Source organism: Lysinibacillus sp. RC79, from assembly GCF_041262405.1.
Lineage (GTDB): Bacteria > Bacillota > Bacilli > Bacillales_A > Planococcaceae > Lysinibacillus.
The window spans coordinates 65,433-90,955 of record NZ_JBGCCD010000019.1 but is presented as its reverse complement, the minus strand read 5'-3'; the positions used below and the strand labels follow the sequence as shown (position 1 = coordinate 90,955).

Annotated in this window: 23 protein-coding genes; 9 read left to right on the top strand and 14 right to left on the bottom strand. The window is 37.8% G+C overall.

Translation table 11 applies throughout. The features are described from left to right. Positions 1-44: 44 nt before the first annotated feature. Both ABH968_RS17545 and ABH968_RS17540 read right to left on the bottom strand, forming a co-directional pair. Complete coding sequence (locus tag ABH968_RS17545; RefSeq protein ID WP_370045986.1) at positions 45-839, bottom strand: inositol monophosphatase family protein; 795 nt, start codon at positions 837-839, stop codon at positions 45-47. A gap of 238 nt (positions 840-1,077) precedes the next feature. Beyond that, on the bottom strand, positions 1,078-1,275 hold the full coding sequence (locus ABH968_RS17540; protein ID WP_370045985.1) for a hypothetical protein: 198 nt from the start codon (positions 1,273-1,275) through the stop codon (positions 1,078-1,080). A gap of 125 nt (positions 1,276-1,400) precedes the next feature. On the opposite strand from ABH968_RS17540, the gene ABH968_RS17535 reads away from it, so the two are divergent. Then, a complete protein-coding gene (locus ABH968_RS17535; RefSeq protein WP_370045983.1) occupies positions 1,401-2,027 on the top strand; it encodes a YktB family protein in 627 nt (208 codons plus the stop codon). A gap of 472 nt (positions 2,028-2,499) precedes the next feature. Here the strand turns inward: ABH968_RS17535 and ABH968_RS17530 are convergent, their stop codons facing one another. Together ABH968_RS17530 and ABH968_RS17525 are read right to left on the bottom strand one after the other, a co-directional pair. Beyond that, the gene (locus ABH968_RS17530; protein ID WP_079559718.1) at positions 2,500-2,787 is read right to left on the bottom strand and encodes a UPF0223 family protein; all 288 of its coding nucleotides are present in this window, start codon (positions 2,785-2,787) and stop codon (positions 2,500-2,502) included. Positions 2,788-2,807: 20 nt separating this feature from the next. Next, positions 2,808-3,767 carry an NAD(P)H-dependent flavin oxidoreductase gene (locus ABH968_RS17525; protein ID WP_370045981.1) on the bottom strand — a complete coding sequence of 320 codons (960 nt, stop codon included), beginning with the start codon at positions 3,765-3,767 and terminating at the stop codon, positions 2,808-2,810. A gap of 150 nt (positions 3,768-3,917) precedes the next feature. Between ABH968_RS17525 and ABH968_RS17520 the strand changes: the two genes are divergently transcribed. After that, positions 3,918-5,387 (top strand): aminotransferase class I/II-fold pyridoxal phosphate-dependent enzyme, encoded by a 1,470-nt coding sequence (locus ABH968_RS17520; protein ID WP_370045980.1) that lies wholly within the window; start codon positions 3,918-3,920, stop codon positions 5,385-5,387. A 38-nt stretch (positions 5,388-5,425) separates the two neighbouring features. On the opposite strand, the gene ABH968_RS17515 is transcribed toward ABH968_RS17520, so the two are convergent. Next, positions 5,426-5,761, bottom strand: a complete 336-nt coding sequence (locus tag ABH968_RS17515; protein ID WP_370045978.1) for a helix-turn-helix transcriptional regulator — start codon at positions 5,759-5,761, stop codon at positions 5,426-5,428. 294 nt (positions 5,762-6,055) lie between these two features. Here ABH968_RS17515 and ABH968_RS17510 point away from each other — a divergent pair, with 294 nt between their 5' ends. Beyond that, positions 6,056-6,652 (top strand): class I SAM-dependent methyltransferase, encoded by a 597-nt coding sequence (locus ABH968_RS17510; RefSeq protein WP_370045976.1) that lies wholly within the window; start codon positions 6,056-6,058, stop codon positions 6,650-6,652. Between the two features lie 36 nt (positions 6,653-6,688). On the opposite strand, the gene ABH968_RS17505 is transcribed toward ABH968_RS17510, so the two are convergent. The 7 genes from ABH968_RS17505 to pdhA all read right to left on the bottom strand — a co-directional run bounded on the left by ABH968_RS17505 (position 6,689) and on the right by pdhA (position 14,678). Continuing rightward, positions 6,689-7,366: an LrgB family protein gene (locus tag ABH968_RS17505; protein WP_370045974.1), complete on the bottom strand. Its 678-nt coding sequence runs from the start codon at positions 7,364-7,366 to the stop codon at positions 6,689-6,691. Beyond that, positions 7,359-7,802 carry a CidA/LrgA family protein gene (locus ABH968_RS17500; protein ID WP_370045972.1) on the bottom strand — a complete coding sequence of 148 codons (444 nt, stop codon included), beginning with the start codon at positions 7,800-7,802 and terminating at the stop codon, positions 7,359-7,361. Before ABH968_RS17500 ends, ABH968_RS17505 begins: the two co-directional genes overlap by 8 nt. 202 nt (positions 7,803-8,004) lie before the next feature. Continuing rightward, complete coding sequence (locus tag ABH968_RS17495) at positions 8,005-8,787, bottom strand: SDR family NAD(P)-dependent oxidoreductase (protein ID WP_370045970.1); 783 nt, start codon at positions 8,785-8,787, stop codon at positions 8,005-8,007. A 990-nt stretch (positions 8,788-9,777) separates the two neighbouring features. Next, positions 9,778-11,193: a dihydrolipoyl dehydrogenase gene (gene lpdA, locus ABH968_RS17490; protein WP_370045968.1), complete on the bottom strand. Its 1,416-nt coding sequence runs from the start codon at positions 11,191-11,193 to the stop codon at positions 9,778-9,780. A 5-nt stretch (positions 11,194-11,198) separates the two neighbouring features. Continuing rightward, positions 11,199-12,539 carry a dihydrolipoamide acetyltransferase family protein gene (locus ABH968_RS17485; protein WP_370045967.1) on the bottom strand — a complete coding sequence of 447 codons (1,341 nt, stop codon included), beginning with the start codon at positions 12,537-12,539 and terminating at the stop codon, positions 11,199-11,201. A gap of 42 nt (positions 12,540-12,581) precedes the next feature. Then, a complete protein-coding gene (locus tag ABH968_RS17480) occupies positions 12,582-13,559 on the bottom strand; it encodes an alpha-ketoacid dehydrogenase subunit beta (RefSeq protein WP_370045965.1) in 978 nt (325 codons plus the stop codon). Positions 13,560-13,562: 3 nt separating this feature from the next. Then, the gene (gene pdhA / locus ABH968_RS17475; RefSeq protein ID WP_370045964.1) at positions 13,563-14,678 is read right to left on the bottom strand and encodes a pyruvate dehydrogenase (acetyl-transferring) E1 component subunit alpha; all 1,116 of its coding nucleotides are present in this window, start codon (positions 14,676-14,678) and stop codon (positions 13,563-13,565) included. 396 nt (positions 14,679-15,074) lie between these two features. Here pdhA and def point away from each other — a divergent pair, with 396 nt between their 5' ends. The 3 genes from def to ABH968_RS17460 all read left to right on the top strand — a co-directional run bounded on the left by def (position 15,075) and on the right by ABH968_RS17460 (position 17,718). Further along, a complete protein-coding gene (gene def / locus ABH968_RS17470; protein WP_370045962.1) occupies positions 15,075-15,632 on the top strand; it encodes a peptide deformylase in 558 nt (185 codons plus the stop codon). A 223-nt stretch (positions 15,633-15,855) separates the two neighbouring features. Continuing rightward, complete coding sequence (locus ABH968_RS17465; protein ID WP_370045960.1) at positions 15,856-16,227, top strand: DeoR/GlpR family DNA-binding transcription regulator; 372 nt, start codon at positions 15,856-15,858, stop codon at positions 16,225-16,227. 135 nt (positions 16,228-16,362) lie between these two features. Beyond that, positions 16,363-17,718 (top strand): transposase, encoded by a 1,356-nt coding sequence (locus ABH968_RS17460; RefSeq protein WP_370045959.1) that lies wholly within the window; start codon positions 16,363-16,365, stop codon positions 17,716-17,718. A 130-nt stretch (positions 17,719-17,848) separates the two neighbouring features. Here ABH968_RS17460 and ABH968_RS17455 read toward each other — a convergent pair whose 3' ends face one another. Then, on the bottom strand, positions 17,849-18,619 hold the full coding sequence (locus ABH968_RS17455) for a Cof-type HAD-IIB family hydrolase (RefSeq protein WP_370045957.1): 771 nt from the start codon (positions 18,617-18,619) through the stop codon (positions 17,849-17,851). A gap of 447 nt (positions 18,620-19,066) precedes the next feature. Between ABH968_RS17455 and ABH968_RS17450 the strand changes: the two genes are divergently transcribed. Both ABH968_RS17450 and rnjA read left to right on the top strand, forming a co-directional pair. Further along, positions 19,067-19,276, top strand: coding sequence for a DNA-dependent RNA polymerase subunit epsilon (locus tag ABH968_RS17450; RefSeq protein ID WP_370045955.1), 210 nt, complete (start codon positions 19,067-19,069; stop codon positions 19,274-19,276). Positions 19,277-19,281: 5 nt separating this feature from the next. Further along, entirely contained in the window at positions 19,282-20,949 is a 1,668-nt protein-coding gene (gene rnjA / locus ABH968_RS17445) for a ribonuclease J1 (RefSeq protein WP_370045953.1), read from the top strand. A 413-nt stretch (positions 20,950-21,362) separates the two neighbouring features. On the opposite strand, the gene ABH968_RS17440 is transcribed toward rnjA, so the two are convergent. Next, positions 21,363-22,196 (bottom strand): TetR/AcrR family transcriptional regulator, encoded by an 834-nt coding sequence (locus ABH968_RS17440; protein ID WP_370045951.1) that lies wholly within the window; start codon positions 22,194-22,196, stop codon positions 21,363-21,365. 99 nt (positions 22,197-22,295) lie between these two features. On the opposite strand from ABH968_RS17440, the gene ABH968_RS17435 reads away from it, so the two are divergent. Continuing rightward, entirely contained in the window at positions 22,296-25,385 is a 3,090-nt protein-coding gene (locus tag ABH968_RS17435) for an efflux RND transporter permease subunit (RefSeq protein ID WP_370045949.1), read from the top strand. Positions 25,386-25,523: the final 138 nt, after the last annotated feature.

Below are 25,523 nucleotides of genomic sequence, written 5' to 3'. Positions count from 1 at the left end.
CTTAAGTAAGAAGGAGCCTGTCTAAAAAATAGACGGCTCCTTTATTATACATAAGGCACAAGATATTTTTCTAATAACTCTTTGTGTATAGAAGGATTGGCAATGATAAACGTATCCTGATGCAAGAAATCAAAACCCTCTCCATGTAAATTAGTGGTGATGGCACCAACTTCCTTAGCGATAATAGTACCTCCAGCAATATCCCATGGCGATAGTCGCATAGATACATAAGCATCTAATTTACCACTGACAACAAACGCTATTTCCATTGCGGCTGAACCATATGACCGCGTACCACGTATTTTCCGAACCATTTCAATTACTTTTTCATGGTGAATATGTCGATTTGGTGCTACCCAGTGTGCGTTTATACCAATGACCGATTCCTCCATTTTGACTGACTGCAATTTACGTAATGGTGAGTCATTGTACCATGCCCCTTCGCCTGCAATCGCATAAAATAAATCTTCACGCATGACATCAAATATGTAACCAAGCTTGCCTACTCCATTAATGAAAATACCGATAGAAATCATAAAATGACGATGTTGTTTCACAAAATTCATCGTGCCGTCGATTGGATCAATAATCCATACAACACCTTCTAACGACTCTACTTTCTCTCCCATTCCTTCTTCCCCTAAAATTTTATGGGTTGGATCGAAACTTCGTATTTTTTCGATAAAAAATAATTCTGTCTCACGGTCAATATTTGTAACAAGATCATTGGCACTTGATTTTGTCTCGATAACTAGATTGTACGAAAAGGCCTCCCGAATACGGCTCCCCGCTTCAAATATAATACTTTTCGCAAATTGATCAATTTGTTGTAAATCCATAAAAACCCACCCTTCGATTATAAGAAAAGGCCTTATACATTTAGCAATGCTTTTCAACTTTCTCACTACTTAAGGCTTGATTCCTCATGACATTTTGTTAATACGTAGCACCTAATACTTCCTTGAAAATAGTACTTCCCATTATGATATACAATCCATTTTACCCTTTATAGCAATAAAAATCACCTGCTGTCGGAATATTCAGCAAGTGATTTTTCAAATCGGTATAAAATTTTGACTACGCATAGGCGTGCAAGCTATCAAGTTCAAGCTGAATTTCAGCCAGACGTTTTTTACTTTTTTCAATTTCAAACTCATTTTTTTCATTCATTGCCGAAAAGAGCGAGGCTAATTCATAATCTAATTCTAATTGTAAAATGTGTTCATATTGCTTTTCAATGTCGACTTTACGTATAATTTTTACGATTGGTTTCATAAAAATCACTTCCTTTTTTTATTTTTTCACAGTGACTTATCAGCTTCGATAAAGTTCTTGTTATAAGATTTTTTCCCATTTTCGTTATAAAATAAACCTTATAAATCGAAAGGAGTTAATAAAAAATGCCGAAAATAAAATGGACGAATAAAGACTTCAATGTTTTTCAAATAGACGGATTAGAACAGAGAATGGATGCCTTAAATGAATGTGTACGACCGAAATTCCAAATTCTAGGGGAGGATTTCTCTTCCTTCTTTTCGAGTCATCTTGGAGAAGAATTTTTTCCACATGTTGCAAAACATGCACGTAGAACAGTAAATCCCCCGAATGACAGCTGGGTTGCCTTCGCTCCCTACAAAAGAGGTTATAAATCATTACCTCACTTTCAGATTGGTCTTTGGAGCACACATTTATTCATCGTCTTAGCTATTATTTATGAAGCTCCTCATAAAAGTGAAATAGCAGAACGTTTAATCGCCAACAGAGCAATGCTACAGCAACTTCCTGATGATTTCATTGTCTCTGGGGATCATATGTCTCCAGCAGCAATCTCCATGCAAGATGCTAAAGGAGACAAGCTAGATGAATTACTTCTTCGTTTACGTGATGTTAAAAAAGGTGAGTTTTTAGTAGGGCGACATATTCCAAAAGATCAAGCCGTCAAGCTGTCAGCTAGTCAACTTCAGCAATTAACTGAAGACACTTTTAGCCGTTTACTCCCTATTTACAACATCATTGTTGGAAAATAAAGTTTGACGGATTGTACTTCAAGCTTTGTGGCATAATAACTAAAATAATTTTCAATGACAAAACCTTGTATTTATATATTGTGGAAAATTTACGTTATTATCCCTAGCAAATGAAAATTTGTATGAAGAATATTTTTTTGGATGAGAGTTTGAGGAAATTATTATTTTTTCTCTGCTTTTCAAAATGTTTTATATTGTATATGTAGTATATGAAAAACGCTTATTTTTAACACAGAGATAGTGTAAAGCTATCAGATAAAAACAAGAACTGAAATTGTTCCGATAAAAGCTAAAATTGTTCCGATAAAGATTTTGTTCCGATAAACTATGATGAGTAGCCTGAAACGGAAATCACCCTCTTTTAAAAGCAAATTTTAAAAGTTCCACATTAGAAAAGCGCAAGAAATCAACGTTTCTAAAATTGATTTCTCGCGCTTTTTAAGGTTTTGACCAGTTTTGTCCCAGTCAATTTTTATCTACGTTGCTTCGGAGCAACTTTAATAATTGTGCCATCAGTTGCATCTTTTGTTTGTTTCACAACAGGATAACTGACATAGCCACTTGCTTCTTCAAATTCACGGAAAATTGTTTTTTCCTCGGCCTGTGAAGGAACAATTTCTTTAAAACGACGATATTTCGCCATCATCACTTCACGCTTAATGCCTTTCTCATAAGCTTGTTCAATTCCTTCAAAAAATTGGACAACATCAACAATTTCCTCAGTTGACCAATCCGTCGAAAACGGATAAGAGTATTCCATTGGACATAACCACCTTTATATTACTGCCTCCATTTTACCCGGATACTTTCTGCTTCTGCAACCATTCGAGTGATAAGCTCCTCAACTGTTGGAATATCATGAATCATTCCTGTAACTTGTCCAGCCCAGCCAAGTCCTTCATCTTTTTCGCCATCATAAATAAAACGTTTATTTGCTTTCCCGCTAATATAATCTTTTAATGCCTCATACGTAGGTGTAGTGCGCTCAATTTCTAAAATCTTTTCCGTAAATTCACTGCGCAACGCTCGTGCAGGTGCACCTATTGAGCGTTTTATAACAGTCGTATCTGCCTCGGTGCTTGCGAGTAAGGCTTCTTTATAAGCCTCAGAGGCATCAACACATTCCTTTGTCGCTATAAAACGCGTGCCCATTTCAATTCCCTCTGCTCCCAGTGCATGGGCTGCCATCCAGCCACGGCCATCACCAATCCCACCGGAGGCAATAACAGGTATTTTCACACTATCTACAACCTGTGGCACAAGTACCATTGTCCCGATATCATCGCGTCCAAGATGACCTCCACCCTCTTGCCCAACTACCATAACAGCATCTGCGCCTAGTTCTTCTGCCTTTTGAGCTTGTCTACGTGCAGCAACAAGTACTAATTTTTTTATATCCGTTCCTTCCAAAATATCAAAAATAGGTGCAGGATTCCCGCCAGTCATTGTAACGACTGGTACCTTTTCTTCCACTGCAACACGGACCATATCCTCATAGCCAGTGCCATACATACCAATTGCAAAATTTACGCCAAACGGTTTATCCGTTAATGTTCGTACTTTATGAATCTCAGCGCGCAATAAGTCAGGATCTCGTAAACTCATTGCTGTAATTTGCCCTAGCCCCCCAGCATTCGACACCGCTGCTGCTAAATCAGCATATGCTAAATAGGCTAACCCTCCTTGAATAATAGGGTATTTAATATTTAAAAGATTTGTCACACGTGTATTCCAATTCATAGTATCTCCCCTTTCCTACGATACTAATTTCTCGAAATCGTCTGAAAATCCTTTTATTTTTATTTTTTCAGTAAAGTCTTTTTTTTCATGCAATTAGGTGCTATAATTCATTTGTTTTCTTAAATATTAAAAAGTGAGGTGGTACCTGCGTTGTCACAATTAGAGACTCCATTGTTCGACGTATTACTTAAACATCGGAACAGACATCCAATTCAGTTCCATATTCCAGGCCATAAGAAAGGGCAGGGTATGGACCCTGCATTCCGAGAATTCGTCGGCGACAACGTTTTATCAATTGATTTAATTAATATTGCTCCACTAGACGATTTACATTCACCAAAAGGCGCCATTAAAGAAGCGCAAGCACTTGCTGCCAAAGCCTTTGGTGCTGATCATACATTCTTTTCCGTTCAAGGTACTAGTGGCGCCATCATGGCGATGATTCTGACCGTCGTCGGTCCAGGTGATAAGATTCTAGTACCACGGAATGTACATAAATCCATTATGTCGGCGATTGTTTTCGCTGGTGCAATCCCGATTTTTATTCATCCTGAAGTAGATAGTGAATACGGTATTTCTCATGGAATATCGCCAGAAGCTGTTGAAAAAGCTTTAAATGCTTATCCAGATACAAAAGCAGTTCTTGTCATTAATCCAACGTACTACGGCTTCTCAGCAGACTTAAAGCGTATTGTCGAAATAGTCCATAGCCGCAATATTCCGGTAGTTGTCGATGAAGCACATGGTGTACACATTAAATTCCATGATGATCTTCCTTACTCCGCAATGGAAGCCGGGGCTGATATGGCTGCAACAAGCGTACATAAGCTTGGTGGTTCTATGACTCAAACGTCTATTTTAAATGTTCGTGAAGGACTTGTTTCTGCAAAACGTGTACAAGCTATCCTGTCGATGCTAACGACGACATCGACATCTTATCCATTACTTGCTTCCCTTGACACAGCACGACGTCAGCTAGCAATCCATGGTTATGATTTAATTGGTGATGCACTTCGCTTGGCAAAGGATGCTCGTAAACGCATTAACCTAATTCCACATTTAAAATGTGCTGGTAAAGAAAAATTAAATTCATCAGCAACTTATGATATGGACCCTTTAAAGCTACTAATAAGTGTTAAAGATCTAGGTATCTCCGGTCATCAAGCTGAAGAATGGCTTCGTCATAATGCTAATATTGAAGTAGAATTGTCGGATCTATACAATATTTTATGTTTAGTGACATTAGGTGATACGAAAAAGGAAATTAATCTCCTCATCAATGCCCTTAATCGTATGTCAAAAGCATTCGATTCAGAAGCTGCTATTACTGAAACAGTGGTCAATGTACCGGGAATTCCTGCACTTGCCATGTCACCACGTGATGCATTTTATGCAGATACTGAAGTTGTTCCTCTTGCAGAAGCGGATAATTGTATTTGTGCAGAATTCGTTATGGTATATCCCCCAGGTATTCCGATTTTTATTCCCGGGGAAATAATTACTCAAGAAAATATTCGTTATATTCAAATGAATATTGAAGCTGGTTTACCTGTTCAAGGGCCTGAAGATACAACATTAAAAACCATTCGCGTCATAAAAGAACGTAAACCTATTATTTAATGGTAAAGCTACCTCAAAGAGAGGTAGCTTTTTGTTGATTAATAGTAATGAAACCAAGCAGAGATCATACCAAATATAGGAAAAATAAGCCACCAATGTCTCCACAAGAAATCCCCAACAGTTTTATGATCGGATTTATTTGAATCAGGGGCTGAGGCTTCTAGTGTATGATATTTTTCTTCCCCAGTAATAAGCTGATCTAAAGAAATTTTATATAAATCACTTAACCTTCTTAAATTATCAATATCAGGATAGCCCTTTCCTAACTCCCATTTAGAAACTGATTGTCTTGAAATATTTAAAAAACCTGCGACATCATCCTGTGTATACTTATGTTGTTCTCTTAATTCCTTTAAACGGTTTTCCAAATTCATCGAACTTCACCTCCAACTTATCGGATTTTGATCAAATAATAATGGATTATTACACTTTATTCTAGAAGTTGTTATTTGCTAATTCGCAACGCATAGTTGCTTTCATGAACTAAGCAAAAAATTCGATTTTAGAGCTTACTTCACTTACAATATAATCAATTATGCCTCGGCATAATTGCGTCCAGAATCGGCTTTGTACTTGCACAAAGCCGATTCTGTGACATCCGCCGGAGGCTTTAACTTTTTTCAGCGGATGTCTGGACACCCGCTGAAAAAAGTTATGGGAGTGATGAGATGAACACATGGGATCAACGGTTTGACACAATCGAATATGTTTATGGTGAGCAACCAAATGCATTTATAGAAGACTATGTACACTACTTAAAAGATTTTCCAAACGTGGCTGCATACGCAGAAGGTGAAGGTCGAAATGCTGTATTTTTAGCTATACAGGGACATACAGTAACTGCCTTTGATTATGCCGAAAGCGGTCTTGAAAAAACTGACAAGCTCGCAGAAAAACATAATGTTACAGTTCAGATAAAGCTTACTGACTTACTGCAAGATGAACTACCAGTAGAAATGTTTGATGCTGCTATTATGGTGTTTGGACATTTTCCAGCTGAACAGCAACAAGAAGTGTTTAAGCGGATTGTAGATTCTGTAAAATCTGGCGGTCGTATTATGATGGAACTTTATTCAATTTATCAACTACCTTACGCCTCGGGTGGCCCAAAACAGCTTGATTTTTTATATGATCCATTAGATGTTCTAAAATGGTGTCAATCTTATAAAATTATCCATTTTTTCACAGGTGAACAAGTACGAAATGAAGGTATGCTCCACACAGGACTTGCTCATACCATTCAAATTATTATCGAAAAAAGTTAAAAAAACTATATACAGATTTCTGTATATAGCTTTTTTTTACAAAAATAAATAAACAAATAGTGGACATAAAAATGCGCCTATAATTGCAGTTAAGGCCATAGATAGTGAGCCTACTGATAATTCTTGTTCTCCGTATTCTCTTAATTTAACAAGTCCAACGCCATGTGAAGCACTACCTACTGCAACACCTCTACTAACGGCTGAATCAATTTTGCCGTATTTAATGACTAACGGTCCAATAATAGCGCCTACAAACCCTGCTAGCATTACGAGTACAGCTGTTAATGGTGGAATGCCACCAATTGTCTCACTCACCTGCATACCTACAGGTGTCGTTAATGATTTAGGCAAGGCCGTCAGCAGCCAGCTTTTATTGACGCCAATCCATTTCAGCATAACAAATATTGTCGCTAAGCCCGTAATCATAGCGATAAAAATACCTGACAAAATAGCATACTTATATTTCATAATGATCTCACGCTGATTATATAGAGGATACGCAAGGGCTACAACTGCTGGACCTAGCATTTTTTGAAGCCATTTTCCTCCCTCCATATAAGTAGAATATGGAATATTGAAAACTAATAATATGACTGCACTGACGATAGTTGTCGTCACCAGTGGAATCATTAAAGGATGCGGGTAACGTTGATAAAGCTTTGTAAATAACACGAACAAGACAACGGTGCCAACGACAACAATAATTTCAATCAACAGTTAATTCCCCCTCCCCTTCTTCTACAATGGCTTCTGCTTCTTTTTTAGCCAGCTCTTTTTTTTCAACCATTTGACTAAGTAATCCTGTCACATAAATAGAGATTAGCGTGCTTGCTATAACGGCTAGCATAATCAATAGGCCAGTTGTTGAAAAAAGTTCAGGGTAGTCAATCACTCCTACTGTTGCAGGAATGAAAAACAAGGTTAATACGCCAATTAAAAAGCCTGCTCCATCTTGAATGTATTCAACTTTAATTATTTTAAAATTGAGTGCTAGTGCTAATAATAGTAATCCAATTACACTTCCAGGAAGAGGTACATGTAGTAAAGCCACAATACCGACACCCATGTAATAAAAAATATAGAGTATCCCAATCTGAACAATAATACGAACAACCCTCTTTAACATCAAAGCAAAATTTTCGTTCAACATTTCGCCACATTTCACCCCCTAATACGTTTATTCTACATCTGCAGGAATTTTCTGTCTATTATAATTTTAGGAAAACAATAGAAAAAAAGGATAACTCCATAACACTTGAGCTACCCTTTTTCTATACATAAGCTAAAGAGGTTGTCTAAAAACTGATCTACATTCATTTTTTAGACACCGCTAAATATTCTTTTCTATTACTCTATAATGCATGTCCTGAACCGCCATCAATGTTTACAGAAGTTCCTGTCACATAACTAGCTGCATCTGATACTAAAAAAGTAATGACATTTGCTGCTTCTTGAGTATCCCCTACGCGACCTAGCGGGATCGCTTGACCTACCTTGCGGGAATAATTTTCCCACGATAGCTCCGGCGCTTCTTCTTTCCACTTCTTCTCTATTTGATCACTGCGAATAAGCCCAATACAAACAGAATTCACACGAATATTATCTTTACCTAAGTCTTTGCTCATAGCTTTTGTTAACGCAAGCCCTGCCGCACGACTTACAGTAGTAGGAAGTGAGCTTGCTGGTGGCGTTTTAGCCATTACCGCGGTCACATTTACAATTGCACCGCCACCAACCTTACGTAAATGAGGTACAGCATATTTTGAGCAATTAACAGCACCAAACACTTTTAAATCTAAATCAGACTGCCATAGCTCACTGCTAACCGATTCAAATGGATTAGCTGAAGCTGTACCTGCATTGTTAATAACAATATCAAGGCGACCAAAATGCTCTACTGCTCGTTCAATTAAATACTTACAATCCTTTTCCTTTGTAATATCAGTCGGTACAATTAAAACGTCCTCGCCTGTTTCGTTTTTAATACAGCCAGCAGCCACTTGGAGCTGCTTTTCACCACGAGCACAAAGTACAACCTTTGCCCCCTCTTTCACAAGCTGCATCGCTGTATAATAACCAATTCCCTTACTTGAACCTGTAATAACTGCTACTTTCCCCTTTAAGCCTAGTTCCATTGTTATCACCCCAGTTTTTTGTTCAACTTCTCTTTTTCATAAACATCGTTATCATTTTCGGACATCTAGCAGTCAATGTCAGAGATCTATTCGGCACTTCACAAGATCTATCTGACACCTTCACTAAGTCTATCCAGCGTTTAATAGATTCCCAACCGAACTATATTTTTCGAATATTCATTCGATATAATCACTTTATCAAAATTACAAGTAATATACAAAAAAACGGCTACAAAGCAAATACTTTATAGTGTTGAAAAACAAAATTGCCAAAGAAAATTACAGTGAATGTTGTGGCTCTTTAAAGGAGGGAGATTTCCGTTCCATTCTACTACCTTCCTTTTCTGCGGGCGAGCGTCCAACCACTTCCTTCGCTTCGTTATTGCTGTCGCTCTGCTTTCGCACAGAAAACATTCGTTTCTGTGTAGGGTCTCGCCTGTCTTTAAAGTTGCGTTCTATCACTAAAATTAAAGCGACATGTCAGAGAATTCATGCTATGTGATTTAGTTGATTTACGTTCCGACTGGGCGACATAATAAAGTAAAAGGTTTCGCACACAGTTTTGTGTATGAATCCTTTTTTGTTCTTTGGACGGTGGATGTCGATAAAATTCAGAAGTTGGGTGATAAAAAGTGAAAGTTAGTCGATAAAATTTAAAAGTTGAGTGATAAAACGTGAAAGTTGGGCGATAAAACTAAAAAGTTGGTATGTCATAGTGATACGTTGATTGGAGTGGAGGCTGGGCGACTCCTTGGGGATTAGCGTCACAGATGAGACCCTGCAGCGAAGCGAAGCGGCTCATCGGACGCCCCTAGGAAGCTTTCTCTGTTCGAAAGCGAAGCGTCAGCAACAAAGCGCCCAGCCGGAACGGAAATCAACCTCTCGTTGTGCCGAAATAATATGACACCTTAATTTCATTGAAACAATAATTATTCAATAAAAAAAAACGGCTACAAAGCAAATGCTTTATAGCCGTTTTCATAAACTTTATTATTTTTTAGCTACAATATGGATTGGGTTGCCAAGTAATACTTCAGCAGCTTCCATTGTAATTTCCCCTAATGTTGGGTGAGCATGAATTGTTAAAGCAATATCCTCAGCAGTCATGCCGCCTTCAATTGCTAAGCCCATTTCAGCGATCATATCTGATGCACCAGCACCTACGATTTGAGCACCGATTAATAAGCCATCTTCTTTACGAGCAACAAGCTTCACGAAACCTTCTGTTTGGTTTAATGCAAGTGCACGACCATTTGCTGCGAATGGGAATTTCGCTGCAGTGTATTCAATGCCTTCAGCTTTCGCTTCATCTTCGTTATAACCAACTGTTGCCATTTCTGGATCTGTGAAGCATACAGCAGGGATAGCTAAATAATCAACGATTGATTTTTCACCCGCGATTGCTTCAGCAGCAACTTTACCTTCGTAAGATGCTTTATGAGCAAGCTGAGGACCTGCTACAATATCACCAATTGCATAGATGTTTGGAATATTTGTACGACATTGTTTGTCAACATTGATAAGACCACGTTCACCGAATTCAATACCGATTTCAGCAAGGCCCATTTCATCTGTATTTGGACGACGACCTACAGTTACTAATACATAGTCAGCTTCAACTTTTTTCTCTTCTCCGCCAACTTCATATGTTACTACTACGCCGTTTTCTGTTTCTTCAACGCCTTTTGCAGATGCGTTTACTTCCATTTCAACGCCTTTCTTTTTAAGGCCTTTTTTCACGATTTGTGTCATTTGTTTTTCGAAACCAGCTAAGATATCTTTTCCGCCTTCGATAATTGTTACTTGTGAGCCTAGATTAGCATAAGCTGAGCCTAACTCTGTACCAATATAGCCTCCACCGATAACGACTAATTTACCTGGTACTTCTTGTAAAGAAAGTGCGCCAGTAGAATTTAGTACGCGATCAGAGAATTTGAATGTTGGAATTTCAACTGGGCGAGAACCCGTAGCGATAATTACATTGTTAAATGTGTAAGTTTGAGCAGATTCACCATTGATGATACGCACTGAATTAGCGTCAACGAAATAAGCTTCACCTTGTACAATTTCAACTTTATTACCTTTAAGTAAGCCTTCAACACCGCCAGTTAATTTTTTAACAACGCTGTCTTTAAATGCTTGTGCTTTTGAGAAGTCTAATTTCACATCAGAAGCGATGATACCCATGTCATCTGAATGTTTAGCATGCTCAAAACGGTGACCTACTGAAATTAATGCTTTTGATGGGATACAACCTACGTTTAAGCACACACCACCAAGTACATTTTTTTCAACGATTGTTACTTTTTGGCCAGTTTGAGCTGCACGAATTGCTGCTACATATCCTCCAGGACCTGAACCAATGACAAGAGTATCTGTTTCGATTGGAAAATCTCCTACTACCATTTTTGTTACGCCTCCATTAATAATAATTCTGGTTCACTTAACAAACGCTTTAAGTGATTTAAAGCATTTTGCGCAGTGGCTCCATCAATCATACGATGATCAAAGCTCAATGATAATGCTAACACAGGTGCGGCTACAATTTCACCATTTTTTATTACAGGTTTTTCTGAAATTCGACCAATACCTAAAATCGCTACTTCAGGATGATTAATTACCGGAGTAAACCATTGTCCTCCTGCAGAGCCGATATTCGTAATCGACATCGAAGCGCCCTTCATTTCATGTGGTGCAAGCTTGCCTTCACGTGCTTTAGTCGCTAATTCATTAATTTCATTTGATACTGCAAAAACAGATTTACGATCCGCGTGCTTAATAACTGGTACTAGTAAGCCTTTTTCTGTATCTGCTGCAATACCAATATTATAATAATGCTTCTGAATAATCTCTTGTGTTGCATCATCTAATGAGCGGTTAAATTCCGGGAATTCGCGTAAAGTTGAAACAAGCGCTTTAACTACGTATGGTAAGTACGTTAATTTAACACCTTTTTCAGCAGCGATATCTTTGAATTTTTTGCGATGTGCTACTAGAGCTGTTACATCGACTTCATCCATTAGTGTAACATGTGGAGCCGTTTGTTTCGAGTGAACCATCGCTTTTGCAATTGCTTTTCGAATGCCCGACATTTTCTCACGTGTTTCTGGGAATTCACCTTCAAGGACTACTGGTGCTGCTTGTGTAGTTGTTTCTTGCTGAATAGCTTCTTCATTAGCCACTGGTGCTACTTCAGCTTCCACAGCGCCTCCACCTTTTAGGAAATTCTCAATATCTTGTTTTAAAATACGACCATTTTTGCCTGTACCTTTAACTTCACGAATATTCACATCATTGTCTCGTGCAAATTTACGTACGGAAGGCATTGCAATGATACGCTTATTATCTTCTGCTACTACAACAGCTTCAATCTTTTCAGGAGTTTTCTCTGGAGCCTGCTCAGCTTCAACGGGTGCCTTTACTACTTCCTTACCGTACTCAGCTGTCGCTTGAACTTGAGCCTCTGTTTTCGCTTCAGCATGGTCATCACCTTTTAGCTTTAAATCTTCATAGCCAGGTGCATCAAAGCGGATTAAGACATCACCAACAACAGCTACTGTGCCTTCTCCTACTAAAACTTCCTCTACTTTCCCTTCAACCGGAGAAGGGATTTCTACTACTGCTTTGTCATTTTGTACTTCACAAAGAATATCATCTTCTTTTACTGTATCTCCAGCTTTAACGAACCATTTCACGATTTCCCCTTCGTGAATACCCTCGCCTATGTCTGGTAATCTAAATTCAAATGCCATGTGTACCCATCCTTTCTATATTACCGTCGTTTAGAAGCTACATTAGAATGTTAAAACTTTTTTCGCTGTTTCCATTACATCTTTATAGTTTGGTAACCAAACACCTTCAGCTTGTGGGAATGGGTACACAGTATCTGGTGCAGCCACACGAAGTACAGGTGCTTCTAAGCTTAAAATCGCGCGTTCTGTAATTTCAGCAACAACATTTGCAGCAATACCTGCTTGTTTTTGTGCCTCTTGTACAACGATTGCACGACCTGTTTTTTCAACTGACGCAATAATTGTTTCAATATCAATTGGTTGGATTGTACGTAAATCAATAACTTCTACAGAGTGGCCTTCTTTTTCTAGTTCTTCTGCAGCCTTTAAGCTTTCGTGAACCATTAAACCATAGGCAATAATTGTTAGATCTTTACCTTCACGTTTTACATCCGCTTTACCTAGTGGAATTTCGTATGCTTCCTCAGGTACCTCTTCACGGAATGAACGATATAATTTTAAATGCTCTAAGAAAATTACTGGGTTATCATTTCGAATAGATGAAATCAGTAAGCCTTTAGCATCGTACGGTGTTGATGGAACAACAACCGTTAAACCTGGCTGTGCTGTCATTAAGCTCTCTAAGCTATCAGAGTGCATTTCAGGTGTATGCACGCCACCACCAAACGGAGAACGGATTGTTACTGGTGCATTATAGACGCCACCGCTACGATAGCTCAGACGTGCTAATTGACCACTAATTGAATCCATTACTTCATAAACAAAACCGAAGAACTGTATTTCAGGAACTGGACGGAAACCTTGTAGAGAAAGTCCGATTGCTAAGCCACCAATACCTGATTCTGCTAATGGTGTATCGAATACGCGGTCAACACCAAATTCTTTTTGTAGGCCTTCAGTTGCGCGGAATACCCCACCGTTGACACCTACATCTTCCCCGAATACAAGAACGTTTTCATCATTCTTTAATTCTGTGCGAAGTGCATCTGTAATTGCTTGAATCATTGTCATTTGTGCCATAGGTTATTTCGACTCCTTCTCTTTGTAGATTTCATACTGTTCTTTTAAATTAGATGGCATTTCGCCTTTATACATGTTTTCCATTAACTGTGTTACTTTTTGTTTTGGAGCAGCATCGGCTTTTTTGATCGCTTCTTTAATTTCTTCTTTTGCACGCTCAATAACAGCCTCTTCTTTTTGCTCATCCCACAGACCTTTCGCCTCTAGATATTTACGGAAGCGTACAAGAGGGTCTTTTTGTGCCCATTCATTATCTGTATCCGATGTACGGTAACGCGTTGGGTCATCCCCTGCCATTGTATGAGGACCATAGCGATAACACATTGTTTCAATTAAAGTTGGACCTTCGCCATTAACTGCACGCTCACGTGCATCACGTGTTGCTACGTAAACTGCTAGCGCATCCATTCCATCTACTAAAATACTTGGTAAGCCTGCTGCTACACCTTTTTGAGCAATTGTTTTTGCAGCTGTTTGTAATTCACGAGGTGTTGAAATTGCATATTGGTTATTTTGTACAATGAAGATTGCTGGTGATTTAAATGCACCTGCAAAGTTAATGCCTTCATAGAAATCCCCTTGTGACGAACCACCATCACCTGTATAAGTTACTGCCACAGCCTTTTTACCACGCTTTTGAATGCCAAGAGCCACACCCGCAGCTTGAATATATTGTGCACCGATAATGATTTGAGGTGCTAATACGTTTACGCCCTCAGGAACTTGGTTCCCCGCAAAATGACCGCGTGAGAATAAGAACGCTTTATCTAAAGGTAAACCATGCCATACGATTTGTGGTACATCACGGTAACCTGGTAAAATCCAATCTTCTTTTTCTAATGCAAAGTGTGACGCAAGTTGTGAAGCTTCTTGCCCAGCCGTTGGTGCATAGAAGCCTAAGCGACCTTGACGGTTAAGAGAGATAGAACGTTGGTCTAAAATACGTGTATAAACCATACGCGTCATTAACTCAACTAGTTCCTCATTAGATAGTTTTGGGTCTGCCTCTTCATTTATAATTTCGCCTTCTTCATTCAAAATCTGAAACATTTCAAACTTATCTTCGATTTCAGTTAGCGTTTGTTTAGCATCAAAAATATTATTGTTTTTCTTGCTCATTTGTCACATCTCCCTTTCAACTGTATTAAAATAAATCACCGTTTCAACTAGTACAACTTATTCTTTGCACTCAGTATACTGAATAAAATACTGTCGGTCAATCATATATTACGCGTACAAACAAAGATTTTTTCTAAAATAACGATCTTAACAACTCTGTTTTATACTGTACCACCAATCAACAACAACTGTATTATAACAACATATTTAAAGTACATAATTATTAGGATTACCTACATGATTACCAATAGTAGAATGCCCCAGTTTCAAACAATCTAATAGCTATCAAAAAATTTTTTAAGTATATTCAAATAAGGTCTTTTTTCATGTGATTGTTTTAATTCGTGATGTATACTTATAAGTAAGGCACTACAAAGTTGAAAGGAAGATTCACATATGATTTTAATGGATGATATTATTCGCGAAGGTCATCCGACTTTACGCACAAAAGCTGAGGAGGTCAAATTCCCTTTAACTGATGAAGTAAGACAGCTTGCAGAAGACATGCTTCAATACTTAATAAACAGCCAAGATCCTGAAATTGCAGATAAATATAATTTACGTAGCGGCATTGGATTAGCTGCCAATCAAGTAAATAGCCTACATCGAATGTTTGCCCTTCATTTAACAGATGGCAATGGCGAACAATTAAGTTTTGTAGCAATCAACCCAAAAATCGTTAGCCACTCTGTAGAAAACACATACCTTGCAGCGGGTGAGGGCTGCCTTTCTGTAGATCGCAATGTTCCAGGCTATGTACCACGTCATGCTCGCGTCACAGTTAAATTTAAAACAATTGACGGTGAAGAGAAAAAAATGCGACTTAAAGGCATGCCAGCTATAGCCTTCCAACACGAATTAGATCACCTTAACGGCATTATGTTTTACGATCGCATCAATGAAAAAAGTCCATTTACGGAAATTCCAGATTCTATACCATATGAGCGCGATTAGGAACACAGAAAGAAAGCAAACCCCTGCAGTTATTGTAAACTGCGGGGTTTGCTTTCTTTTCGGCCTCGTTGTGGAATTCTATTTGTCACTTTAACTTCCCCATTATGTTTATGGCATTACTAATCCTCGTTCTAAACGTTCATTAATTTTTTCCAGCAGTGCAGGCAGCTCTTTCATCGTTTGAATCGTATAATGTGCACCTGTTTCTTTAAATATTCGTGAAGTGATAATTATCAGCGGTAAAGTTCGTCATTCCGAAAAATCTGTAACGTCTAATGATTTCCTCTTCCGCTTCGATCACCTTCATATTAATAAAGCTTTTATTTGCGCTAGTGGGATATCGATTGAAAAAGGAATTTCAGATTTCAATTTAGAAGAGGTTATTACCCGGAAACAAATAAATATTTCTCAAACTGTATATGTAGCGGCAGACTCTTCAAAATTTAACAAAGATGTCGCTATTCAAGTTTGTCCAGTAAATGGGGTAAATATGATTATCACAGATTACGCACTCCCTAAAGACACGATCAATCATTTCACGGATAAAGGTGTACAGCTGAAAATAGTAAAAACAAACATCGAAGACACTGAATAATTTACTAAATGAGTTAATTTCATAATTCTAATCCCTTTAGCATCAGGGGTTCTGAAACAATAAAAAACGGGCACCTCCCCAAATTCGGTATAATGATAGCGACGAAACTAACATACTGAATGAGGTGAATGCCCTATGACTATTGTAAAACAAATGAGCCTATTTGACATCCAAGAATTATTGGAAATGGAAAGTTCCCGTCGTTTTGATGCGATTTTTGCCACTTTCGACGTACAACCTATTTTTCAGTTATTTTTAAAAAGGACATTGCGCGGTGCCCCACGTGAACTAAACTATGGTGCGATGATCCAATCACTGATTATTCGCATTGTCGAGCGTATTCCAACGATCAAGGATTTAATCAAACGTTTGGTCAATGACCCTTTATTCCGCTTAGATTGTGGTTTTCTTGTTTCGGATGTTGTGCCTTCTGAAGCGTCTTATTCGCGTATGATCGACGTCATTAGTCAATCAGATGTCCTCGATTACATGCAAGATACATTGATTGAAACAGCCTTTATAGAAGGGTTTCTTTGTGATGAGCACCTCGCGATCGATGCCACGCATTTCGAATCACGCGATGCAGCGAAACCTTCTGAGAAAAAAGAACCTACACCTCCCAAAAAACGGGGACGGAAATCAAAAGAAGAACGCGAGGATTGGCTTACGAAACAAGCGGAAATCGAAGCCAATCAGTCGACTTATGAAAAAGAAATCAGGCATCAACTCGATACACCACTGGAGACACTGTGGCAAGATGCGCCCATCGAACCGAATTGGGGCATCAAAAAGAACAGTGACGGCAAAAATACGTTTTGGTTTGGCTTTAAAGGTCATCTCGCCGTGACAACAAAAGGGCAATATATCGTTGGACGCCTCATGACATCTGCCAATTTGTCAGATAGTAAAGCCGCGATTCCTCTTTTAAAGAAAGTAGAGAACCAATTTCCTGAACATTTCACGACCGCTATATTCGATGCAGGGTATGATTATGAACCAATTTACCGTCAACTACATAAGTATCAAATGCGTGCAGTCATTCCCTATAATGTCCGTAATGAAGGTGAATATCTTGGATTTGATGAGAATTTCAGACCGACATGTGTACGTGAACATAGCTACCGTTACGACAGCTTCGATGAAAAGTACCGCACACTAAAATTCACAAGACCAAAGGAATGTGCAACCTGTCCGTTACGTGATGATTCCCTCTGTCAGAAGGGTTTCAAAATCAAATGTGACACGGATTTACGGAAATTCACATATCCAGCACGTGGCTCTGAACTTTGGAAACAACTTTATAAGGAACGTACCGCTGTAGAACGTGTGAATGCTTATTTAAAACAATATTTTCAGTTAAACAACATCCGTCATAGAACAGGAAGAAAAGCCAAACTTCATTTCAACCTGGTGACGTTTATTAATAATGCCTGCAAGTTGGCAGTGGATCGTCTAAATGCTTTATTACAAGTACAAACTCAAGCAGCATAATTTTTAAAAACGTAAGTTTTCTTCAAAGGAGCAGTCTAAGCTCTTGGAACATATGATTTATGAAATTGATTCAAATACAAAAGCAACTAGTTGTAATCAATTCTTACAGCTAGTTGCTTTTTTTGCTTCATTAGATAATATTTAATTGACGCATGATTTTAGCAAGACCGTCCTCATCTACATGCTCGGCAATATGGGTAGCAACAGCCTTTACTCTCTCATGCCCATTCCCCATCGCTACGCCAGTCCCAACAGCCTGCAGCATTTCAATATCGTTGATACCATCCCCAAAAGCAATGGCATCATTTAATGTCAGCCCCATTTTCTTAAGGATCTTTTCAATACCAAGAGCCTTAGAGCCTCCATTTGGTAAAATATCACAAGAATAGCGATGCCAGCGTACAAACTGCACGTTTGGAAATGCTTCATGATATAAATGTTCATCTTTTTCTTCCATAAAAATAAGTGTTTGATAGACATCGTTCTGCATATAATAAGTTGAGTCTATAGTTGGATACTGGTATTTTAATGTATTTAAGCTTTCTACTACCATATCGTTATTTCCTATAGATGCAATCATTCGTTTGTCGTCTAAAAATACTACAGGTTCATTTCGCGCTTCACCAAAGGCAATGATTTTGGCTAGCTCGTCTTTCTCAACACCATTTGTATAGACAACTTCACCACGATAAACAACATATTGTCCGTTAAATGTCACATACGTATTAATATCTAACTCTTCTAGTAAGGATTGAATCATGAAAGGTCCACGTCCAGTTGCAATCGCTAGCTCGTATCCATTACGACGAGCTTCAAAAAGCGCTTCTTTCGCAGAAGCGGGTAATATTTTCTCACTATTATAAAGTGTACCATCTACATCAAAAAATAATATTTTCTTCATCTTATAGTCCCCTTCATTATGTAATATGCTGCAAAGGTTAATAACTTTACAGAGGTAATATTTTTTATTATAATGATCCTAAGGAGTGATGTGCCATGCTGAAGAAACTCAAACGGAAATTGTTGAAGCAACTTCGCGGCATACTCGGAAAAAAATCAATTGCCTAACATTTGCCCTTCATTATTTGAAGGGCTTTTCTTTATTTTAGAGTAACTGCGTGATAATATAAAGGAAATGCATTTATTTGGCTATGTGCAACTACTGTCTCATTGCTTTATTCAATTACACCTTGTTGTAATTACGTCTGGATTGTAGCATTGAGATACAAGAACTTCAAACGCCTAATTTCGTCCTTAGTATCTAGAAATTTGCTGTTTTTTCTTGTAGTACGTGCGTGGTTTAGTCAAAGGTGCAATAAAATTGTACGCAATAAAAGGAGAGCAAACTATGATTTACAAAGTTTATTATCAAGAAAATGCAAATGAAATTCCAGTTCGCGAAAATACTAAAAGTCTATACCTTGAAGCTGCTTCAGAACGCGAAGTACGTCAAAAGCTACAAGACCGAAACTACAACATCGAGTTCGTTCAACTGCTTGAAGGTAACTATTTAGTCTACGAACAAGCAAGTCCGAACTTCATCTTGGAGGAAATTTAACAAACATGAAGTTTGTTAAAAATGACCAAGCAGCTGTTTTCGCGCTCGGCGGACTGGGCGAAATCGGCAAAAACACTTACGGCGTTCAATTTCAAGATGAAATTATTTTAATTGATGCAGGTATTAAATTCCCAGAAGACGACTTACTCGGCATTGACTATGTAATTCCGGATTATACGTATTTAGTACGCAACGTCGACAAAATTAAAGGATTATTTGTTACACATGGTCATGAAGACCATATTGGTGGTATTCCCTACTTATTACGTCAAATAAATGTTCCTGTCTACGGTGGTAAGCTTGCACTTGGCTTATTACGCAATAAGTTAGACGAGCATGGCTTGCTACGTACTACAAAGCTTATCGAAATTAAAGAAGATGATGTTATTAAGTTCAGAAAAACATCTGTTAGCTTCTTTAGAACAACACATAGTATTCCAGACGCTTACGGAGTTGTTGTAAAAACACCACCTGGTAACATCGTGCATACCGGTGACTTTAAATTTGACTTTACACCTGTAGGCGAGCCAGCCAACTTAACAAAAATGGCTGAAATCGGCCGTGATGGAGTACTGTGCTTACTTTCAGATAGTACAAATGCAGAAAAGCCGAACTTCACAATGTCAGAGCGTACAGTTGGAAAAAGTATCGATGAAATTTTTCGTAAGGTTGATAGCCGTATTATTTTCGCAACTTTCGCATCCAATATTTACCGTTTACAACAAGCAACAGATGCTGCAATAAAATACGGAAGAAAAATAGCTGTCTTCGGACGTTCAATGGATAATGCCATTACACTTGGTCGTGAACTAGGCTATATTAATGCGCCAAAGGATACATTTATTGATGCCCAAAGCATTAATCGTCTTCCTGCCAATGAAGTAATGATATTATGTACAGGCTCTCAAGGTGAACCGATGGCGGCCCTTTCTCGTATTGCCAATGGTACACATCGTCAAATCCAAATCCAGCCTGGTGACACAGTTATTTTCTCTTCTTCGCCAGTACCAGGAAATACAGTAAGTGTAAACAAGATCATCAACTTACTTTTCCGTGCTGGAGCAGAAGTTATTCATGGTGCACTTAATAATATCCATACTTCTGGTCACGGTTCTCAGGAAGAACAAAAATTGATGCTGCGCTTAATGAAGCCAAAATTCTTTATGCCGATTCACGGTGAATTCCGTATGTTGAAAATGCATACTCATCTAGCAGAAGATTGTGATGTTCCACTTAAAAACACATTCGTTATGGAGAATGGTGACGTGCTAGCATTAAGTGCCAACGAAGCACATGTAGCAGGTCGTATTCCTTCAGGAGACGTTTATATTGACGGCAATGGTATTGGAGATATCGGCAATATCGTATTACGTGATCGACGCATTCTTTCTGAAGAAGGTTTAGTGATCGTTGTTGTCAGTGTGGATATGGAAAATCAAAGAATTGTTTCCGGCCCAGACATTATTTCACGAGGCTTTGTTTACATGCGTGAGTCAGGTACGATGATTAATGAAGCGCAAAAAATGTTAAATCGTCACCTGAACGAGACAATTCAAGGCAAAACGCCTCAATGGACTGAGCTAAAAAATGAAATCACTGACGTATTAGGACCATATTTATTTGAAAAAACAAAACGTCGCCCTATGATTTTACCGATTATTATGGAGGTCTAACCTCATTAAAAAAAACTACGCAAAATTGCGTAGTTTTTTTTACATTTTTTTGAAACCTCTTTGCTTTTTTTTCGTATATAGTAATGACGACTCTAAAATCATTTCAACGACAATAAGATTCGAAATGAATTAGAGTAGTACATAGTAAGATACCGTTTTAAGAAATGGCTACTTGAATGGAACATATTCCTATTATAGTGCTATTAGAAGCACTGTCATCACTTCTAATCACCTAAACTATTACATAATTGCCGCTAACACTTCAATTTTTCGTACGACCATTTTTCAATCTCAATCAATTTCGACTTGGCGTAATTGTAGCTGACGCTTCGCTTTCGCACAGAAAACATTTCGCTGAATGAAGATAAAATAGGATCACTCACCCTTTAGAGTAAGCAATCCTATCCTTATACCTAAATATTAAAGTATTTAGCTATTACATAAGCAACCCAACGATAATCTCGCTTTAAGCGTATGTTTTCAATTAAACCTTTTAAAATCGGTTTACTATAGGTTGGATTTTCAACTTGGTATTTTAATAATTCTAGAGACTCGCGTTCTATAGTGTCTTCTATGCCATCTAGATGTTGGTCGATTAAACCTAGCAAAGATTCCTGTGAAAGTTCTTCATTACAAGGTTTTGCAGTTAATTGAACGAGCTCTTCGGTTATAAAAGGAATTGTCGTATGCCGTGCAATTATTTCCGTCTTTTCAGCTAGAGATTTAGCCAATTGATCTAAATCGAGTGGTATATCAGAAAAAATAAAAAGTTCTGAATAACTTTTCATAAATCCTTTAATGCAATACATGACATCATATTTTGTTTCGTGGAGTTCGTCCTGATATAGCTGCTCCAGCATATAGATGATCGACTTAGACATCTCGACATCATAGGCAATTATTTTCTGAAACAACTCTTTTTTTGTAAGAAGTACTTTCTCATTAAAAAACACACGGGCAGATGCAGCATGGTTTTTAAATGCTTGAAAAATACTTTTGTAAAATTCAACTAATATGATATCTTTACTAAGCGAACTTCTGACTACTTGGTCAACGTCAGTAACAAACTGTTGTAGATAATATTCTACCATGGAAATTAGAAGCTCGTCTTTTGTTTTGAAAGATAAATAAAATGCACCTTTTGAAATTCCACATCTTTCTGTAATTTGTTGTACAGATGTAGCTTCAAAGCCTTGTTCTGAGAATAGCTCCAATGCTTTCTCCATAATAAGTTGCTTTTTTAACATACTTTTAATTCTCTCCTAATGTATTTCGTTGACAAATGACCGATTAGTCATTAGTATAAATAACGAAATCTAGTTAGTCAATAAAGGGTAGGTGTGAAGGTGAAAGGTTTAGTTAATTTCGTATTGAAAAACAAATTGGCAGTGTGGTTATTAACAATTATCATCACTGTCTCTGGTATTTATTCAGGTACAAGAATGAAGATGGAATCCATTCCTGATATTTCTATACCATATTTAATTGTAATGGGTGTTTATCCTGGCGCAACACCTGAACAGATCATGAATGAGCTTTCCATTCCATTTGAAAAGTCAATAGAAAGCTTAGAAGATGTAAAGGCAGTTTACTCATCATCCTCTTCAAACGTAGCACAAGTTCAAGTTGAATATGATTACGGAATTGATATGGATGCGAAAAAGCGCCAATTAGAGTCCGCTTTAGATAGTATAAAATTACCTGAAGGTGCTCAAAAGCCACAAATTATGGCAATTAGCATGAATATGATGCCTGTTGTCGGTTTATCGGTTAGTAGCTCTAAGGAAGATATTGTTGGATTAACGTCAACAGTAGAAAACATTCTACTTCCTAAAATCGAAAAAATCGATGGCGTTGCTTCAGCAACTATCAATGGTCAGCACATTAATGAAGTATCATTTAAATATGATAAAGCAAAAATGGCTGCTCTTGGCTTAACAGAGGATTCTGTCAAGCAAATGATTCAGGCAAGTGATATGTCACTATCACTTGGTTTATATCAATTTACTGTTGGTGAAGAAGCAGTTTCAGTAGACGGTAAAGTACAATCTATCGATGAGTTAAAAGACTTATTAATCCCAGTCACACCTTCAGCTACAAATCCTTCACCATTCGTGCGCTTAGGCGATATTGCAACGATTGATGTAGAAGGTAAAGTACAATCTGTATCACGTACAAATGGCAAAGATGCGATTGCGATTCAAATCGTTAAAAGTCAAGATGCAAATACGGTAAAAGTCGTAAATGCAGTGAAAGATTTAATGAAAGACGAAGAAAAATCATTAGACGGCTTAAAAGTGGATATCTCACTTGACCAAGGTAAACCGATTGAAGATTCAGTCTTCACAATGATTGAAAAAGCAGTATTCGGTGGTGCCATTGCCGTATTAATTATTTTACTATTTTTACGTGATTTCAAATCAACAATTATTTCGATTATTTCTATCCCAGTTTCAGTATTCATGGCATTACTATTATTAAACTGGATGGATATCACATTAAACATTATGACTCTCGGTGCGATAACCGTGGCGATAGGTCGTGTCATCGATGACTCCATTGTAGTTGTTGAAAATATTTATCGACGTATCCATTTAAAAGGAGAAAAACTAACAGGTCGTGCTCTTATTCGTGAAGCGACAATTGAAATGTTCAAACCAATCCTTTCTTCTACATTAGTAACTGTGGCCGTATTCGCCCCACTAATGTTTGTAGGCGGTATGGTTGGTGAATTATTCATGCCGTTTGCGTTAACAATGTCATTTGCGCTAGGTGCTTCATTAATAGTGGCGATTACAATAGTTCCAGCTTTATCTCACTTCCTATTCCGTAAAAAAATATACGGCGAGAAAAAAGAAAGTCAACATAAAGAAGTTGGTAAACTAGCTCTTTGGTATAAAGGTGTATTATTGAAAGCATTAAATCATAAAATCATTACATCAGTTATAGCGATTGTATTGCTTGTTGGTTCTCTTGCTTTAACACCACTTATTGGCTTCAGTTTCATGGGCTCACAAGAAGATAAGGTTATGTACTTAACGTATACTCCTGGTACAGGCGAGCTAATGAAAGATACAGAAGCAAATGTTGCAAAAGTAGAAAAAGAATTAATGAAACGCAAAGACGTTAATATTTTACAAGTTTCGATCAATGACCCTAAACATGTTGATCCTTCGGCAATGATGATGGGTGGCGGTGCTGGTGGTGCCTTAATGTACCTCATCTTCGATCCAGATATGAAGGACTTCCCTGAAGCACGTAATGAAGTTGAAGACTATGTCACTAACATCGGTCAATCAGGAGCATGGAAATCTCAAAACTTCTCATCAATGTCGGCGTCTTCAAATGAAGTAAGTTACACATTATATAGTGAAGATCTAGATAATCTTCGCAAAGCAGTGAAACAAGTGGAAGGTGCCTTAAAAGAAGTTGATGGTTTAGAAGACATTAAGTCTGATAATGAAGATCCATTTGTTGAACATGTCCTAAAAGTAGATCAAAAGAATGTTCTACAATACGGATTAACTACTGCTCAAATTGTAATGGCTTTAAATGAAAATACATCACCAGAAGTTTTAACTAAAGTTCAGTATGATGGTGAAGATATTGATGTTATTGTACAACATGAAGAAAAAGCTGCGGCCAAATCTATTGATGATGTATTAGCTACTAAAATCCAAACAGCTTTAGGCACAACAATGACAATCGGCGAGTTAGTAAAAGTAGAAGAAGGCACTACATTAAACAAATTATCTCGCTCAAAAGGTGAATATTTCGCAAAAGTTTCTGGTACGATTATCGGTGACGATATGTCAAAAGCAACTTCAGCGGCTGATAAAAAAATCAATAAATTAGATTTACCTAAAGGTGTAACGACTGGCGTTGGAGGTGTTGCTGCAGATATGCAAGAAACATTCACGAAGCTTGGAATTGCAATGTTAGCTGCAATTGCTATCGTTTACTTCATCCTAGTAGTAACATTCGGTGAAGGTTTAGCACCATTTGCTATCCTGTTCTCACTACCATTCGCAGTAATTGGTGCATTTGTCGGCTTGTACGTCACAAATCAAACAATTTCTGTTTCTGTTATGATGGGACTATTAATGTTAATAGGTATCGTTGTAACAAACGCCATCGTATTAGTAGACCGCATTATCCATATGGAACGTAACGGACTTGCTATGCGCGAGGCCATTTTAGAGGCTGGTGCAACTCGTTTACGTCCAATCCTAATGACTGCCATAGCAACAATCGGTGCAATGATTCCAATGGCACTTGGTAATGGTGGCAGTGGTCTAATTTCAAAAGACTTAGCAATTACCGTAATCGGTGGTTTACTATCTTCAACACTATTAACATTATTAGTTGTACCAATCGTTTATGAAATGCTATCTAAAATGTTAAAGAAAAACCGAAAAGATATTGAAGAAGATTAATAAATACTTTTAAAAAATAAGGGCTCTCCATTGTTGAGAGCCCTTTATTTTTTATAGAAAATATATGATAAGCGCGCCCCACTCACTTTGTAATAATACGCCCTATCATAAAAGGCAAGTCTTGCTATAATTAATACT

Coding starts and splice junctions, on each gene's coding strand:
- ABH968_RS17545 (WP_370045986.1), bottom strand. CDS start 839: ATGGATTTACAACAAATTGATCAATTTGCGAAAAGTATTATATTTGAA.
- ABH968_RS17540 (WP_370045985.1), bottom strand. CDS start 1,275: ATGAAACCAATCGTAAAAATTATACGTAAAGTCGACATTGAAAAGCAA.
- ABH968_RS17535 (WP_370045983.1), top strand. CDS start 1,401: ATGCCGAAAATAAAATGGACGAATAAAGACTTCAATGTTTTTCAAATA.
- ABH968_RS17530 (WP_079559718.1), bottom strand. CDS start 2,787: ATGGAATACTCTTATCCGTTTTCGACGGATTGGTCAACTGAGGAAATT.
- ABH968_RS17525 (WP_370045981.1), bottom strand. CDS start 3,767: ATGAATTGGAATACACGTGTGACAAATCTTTTAAATATTAAATACCCT.
- ABH968_RS17515 (WP_370045978.1), bottom strand. CDS start 5,761: ATGAATTTGGAAAACCGTTTAAAGGAATTAAGAGAACAACATAAGTAT.
- ABH968_RS17510 (WP_370045976.1), top strand. CDS start 6,056: ATGAACACATGGGATCAACGGTTTGACACAATCGAATATGTTTATGGT.
- ABH968_RS17500 (WP_370045972.1), bottom strand. CDS start 7,802: ATGTTGAACGAAAATTTTGCTTTGATGTTAAAGAGGGTTGTTCGTATT.
- ABH968_RS17495 (WP_370045970.1), bottom strand. CDS start 8,787: ATGGAACTAGGCTTAAAGGGGAAAGTAGCAGTTATTACAGGTTCAAGT.
- lpdA (WP_370045968.1), bottom strand. CDS start 11,193: ATGGTAGTAGGAGATTTTCCAATCGAAACAGATACTCTTGTCATTGGT.
- ABH968_RS17485 (WP_370045967.1), bottom strand. CDS start 12,539: ATGGCATTTGAATTTAGATTACCAGACATAGGCGAGGGTATTCACGAA.
- ABH968_RS17480 (WP_370045965.1), bottom strand. CDS start 13,559: ATGGCACAAATGACAATGATTCAAGCAATTACAGATGCACTTCGCACA.
- pdhA (WP_370045964.1), bottom strand. CDS start 14,678: ATGAGCAAGAAAAACAATAATATTTTTGATGCTAAACAAACGCTAACT.
- def (WP_370045962.1), top strand. CDS start 15,075: ATGATTTTAATGGATGATATTATTCGCGAAGGTCATCCGACTTTACGC.
- ABH968_RS17460 (WP_370045959.1), top strand. CDS start 16,363: ATGACTATTGTAAAACAAATGAGCCTATTTGACATCCAAGAATTATTG.
- ABH968_RS17455 (WP_370045957.1), bottom strand. CDS start 18,619: ATGAAGAAAATATTATTTTTTGATGTAGATGGTACACTTTATAATAGT.
- ABH968_RS17450 (WP_370045955.1), top strand. CDS start 19,067: ATGATTTACAAAGTTTATTATCAAGAAAATGCAAATGAAATTCCAGTT.
- rnjA (WP_370045953.1), top strand. CDS start 19,282: ATGAAGTTTGTTAAAAATGACCAAGCAGCTGTTTTCGCGCTCGGCGGA.
- ABH968_RS17440 (WP_370045951.1), bottom strand. CDS start 22,196: ATGTTAAAAAAGCAACTTATTATGGAGAAAGCATTGGAGCTATTCTCA.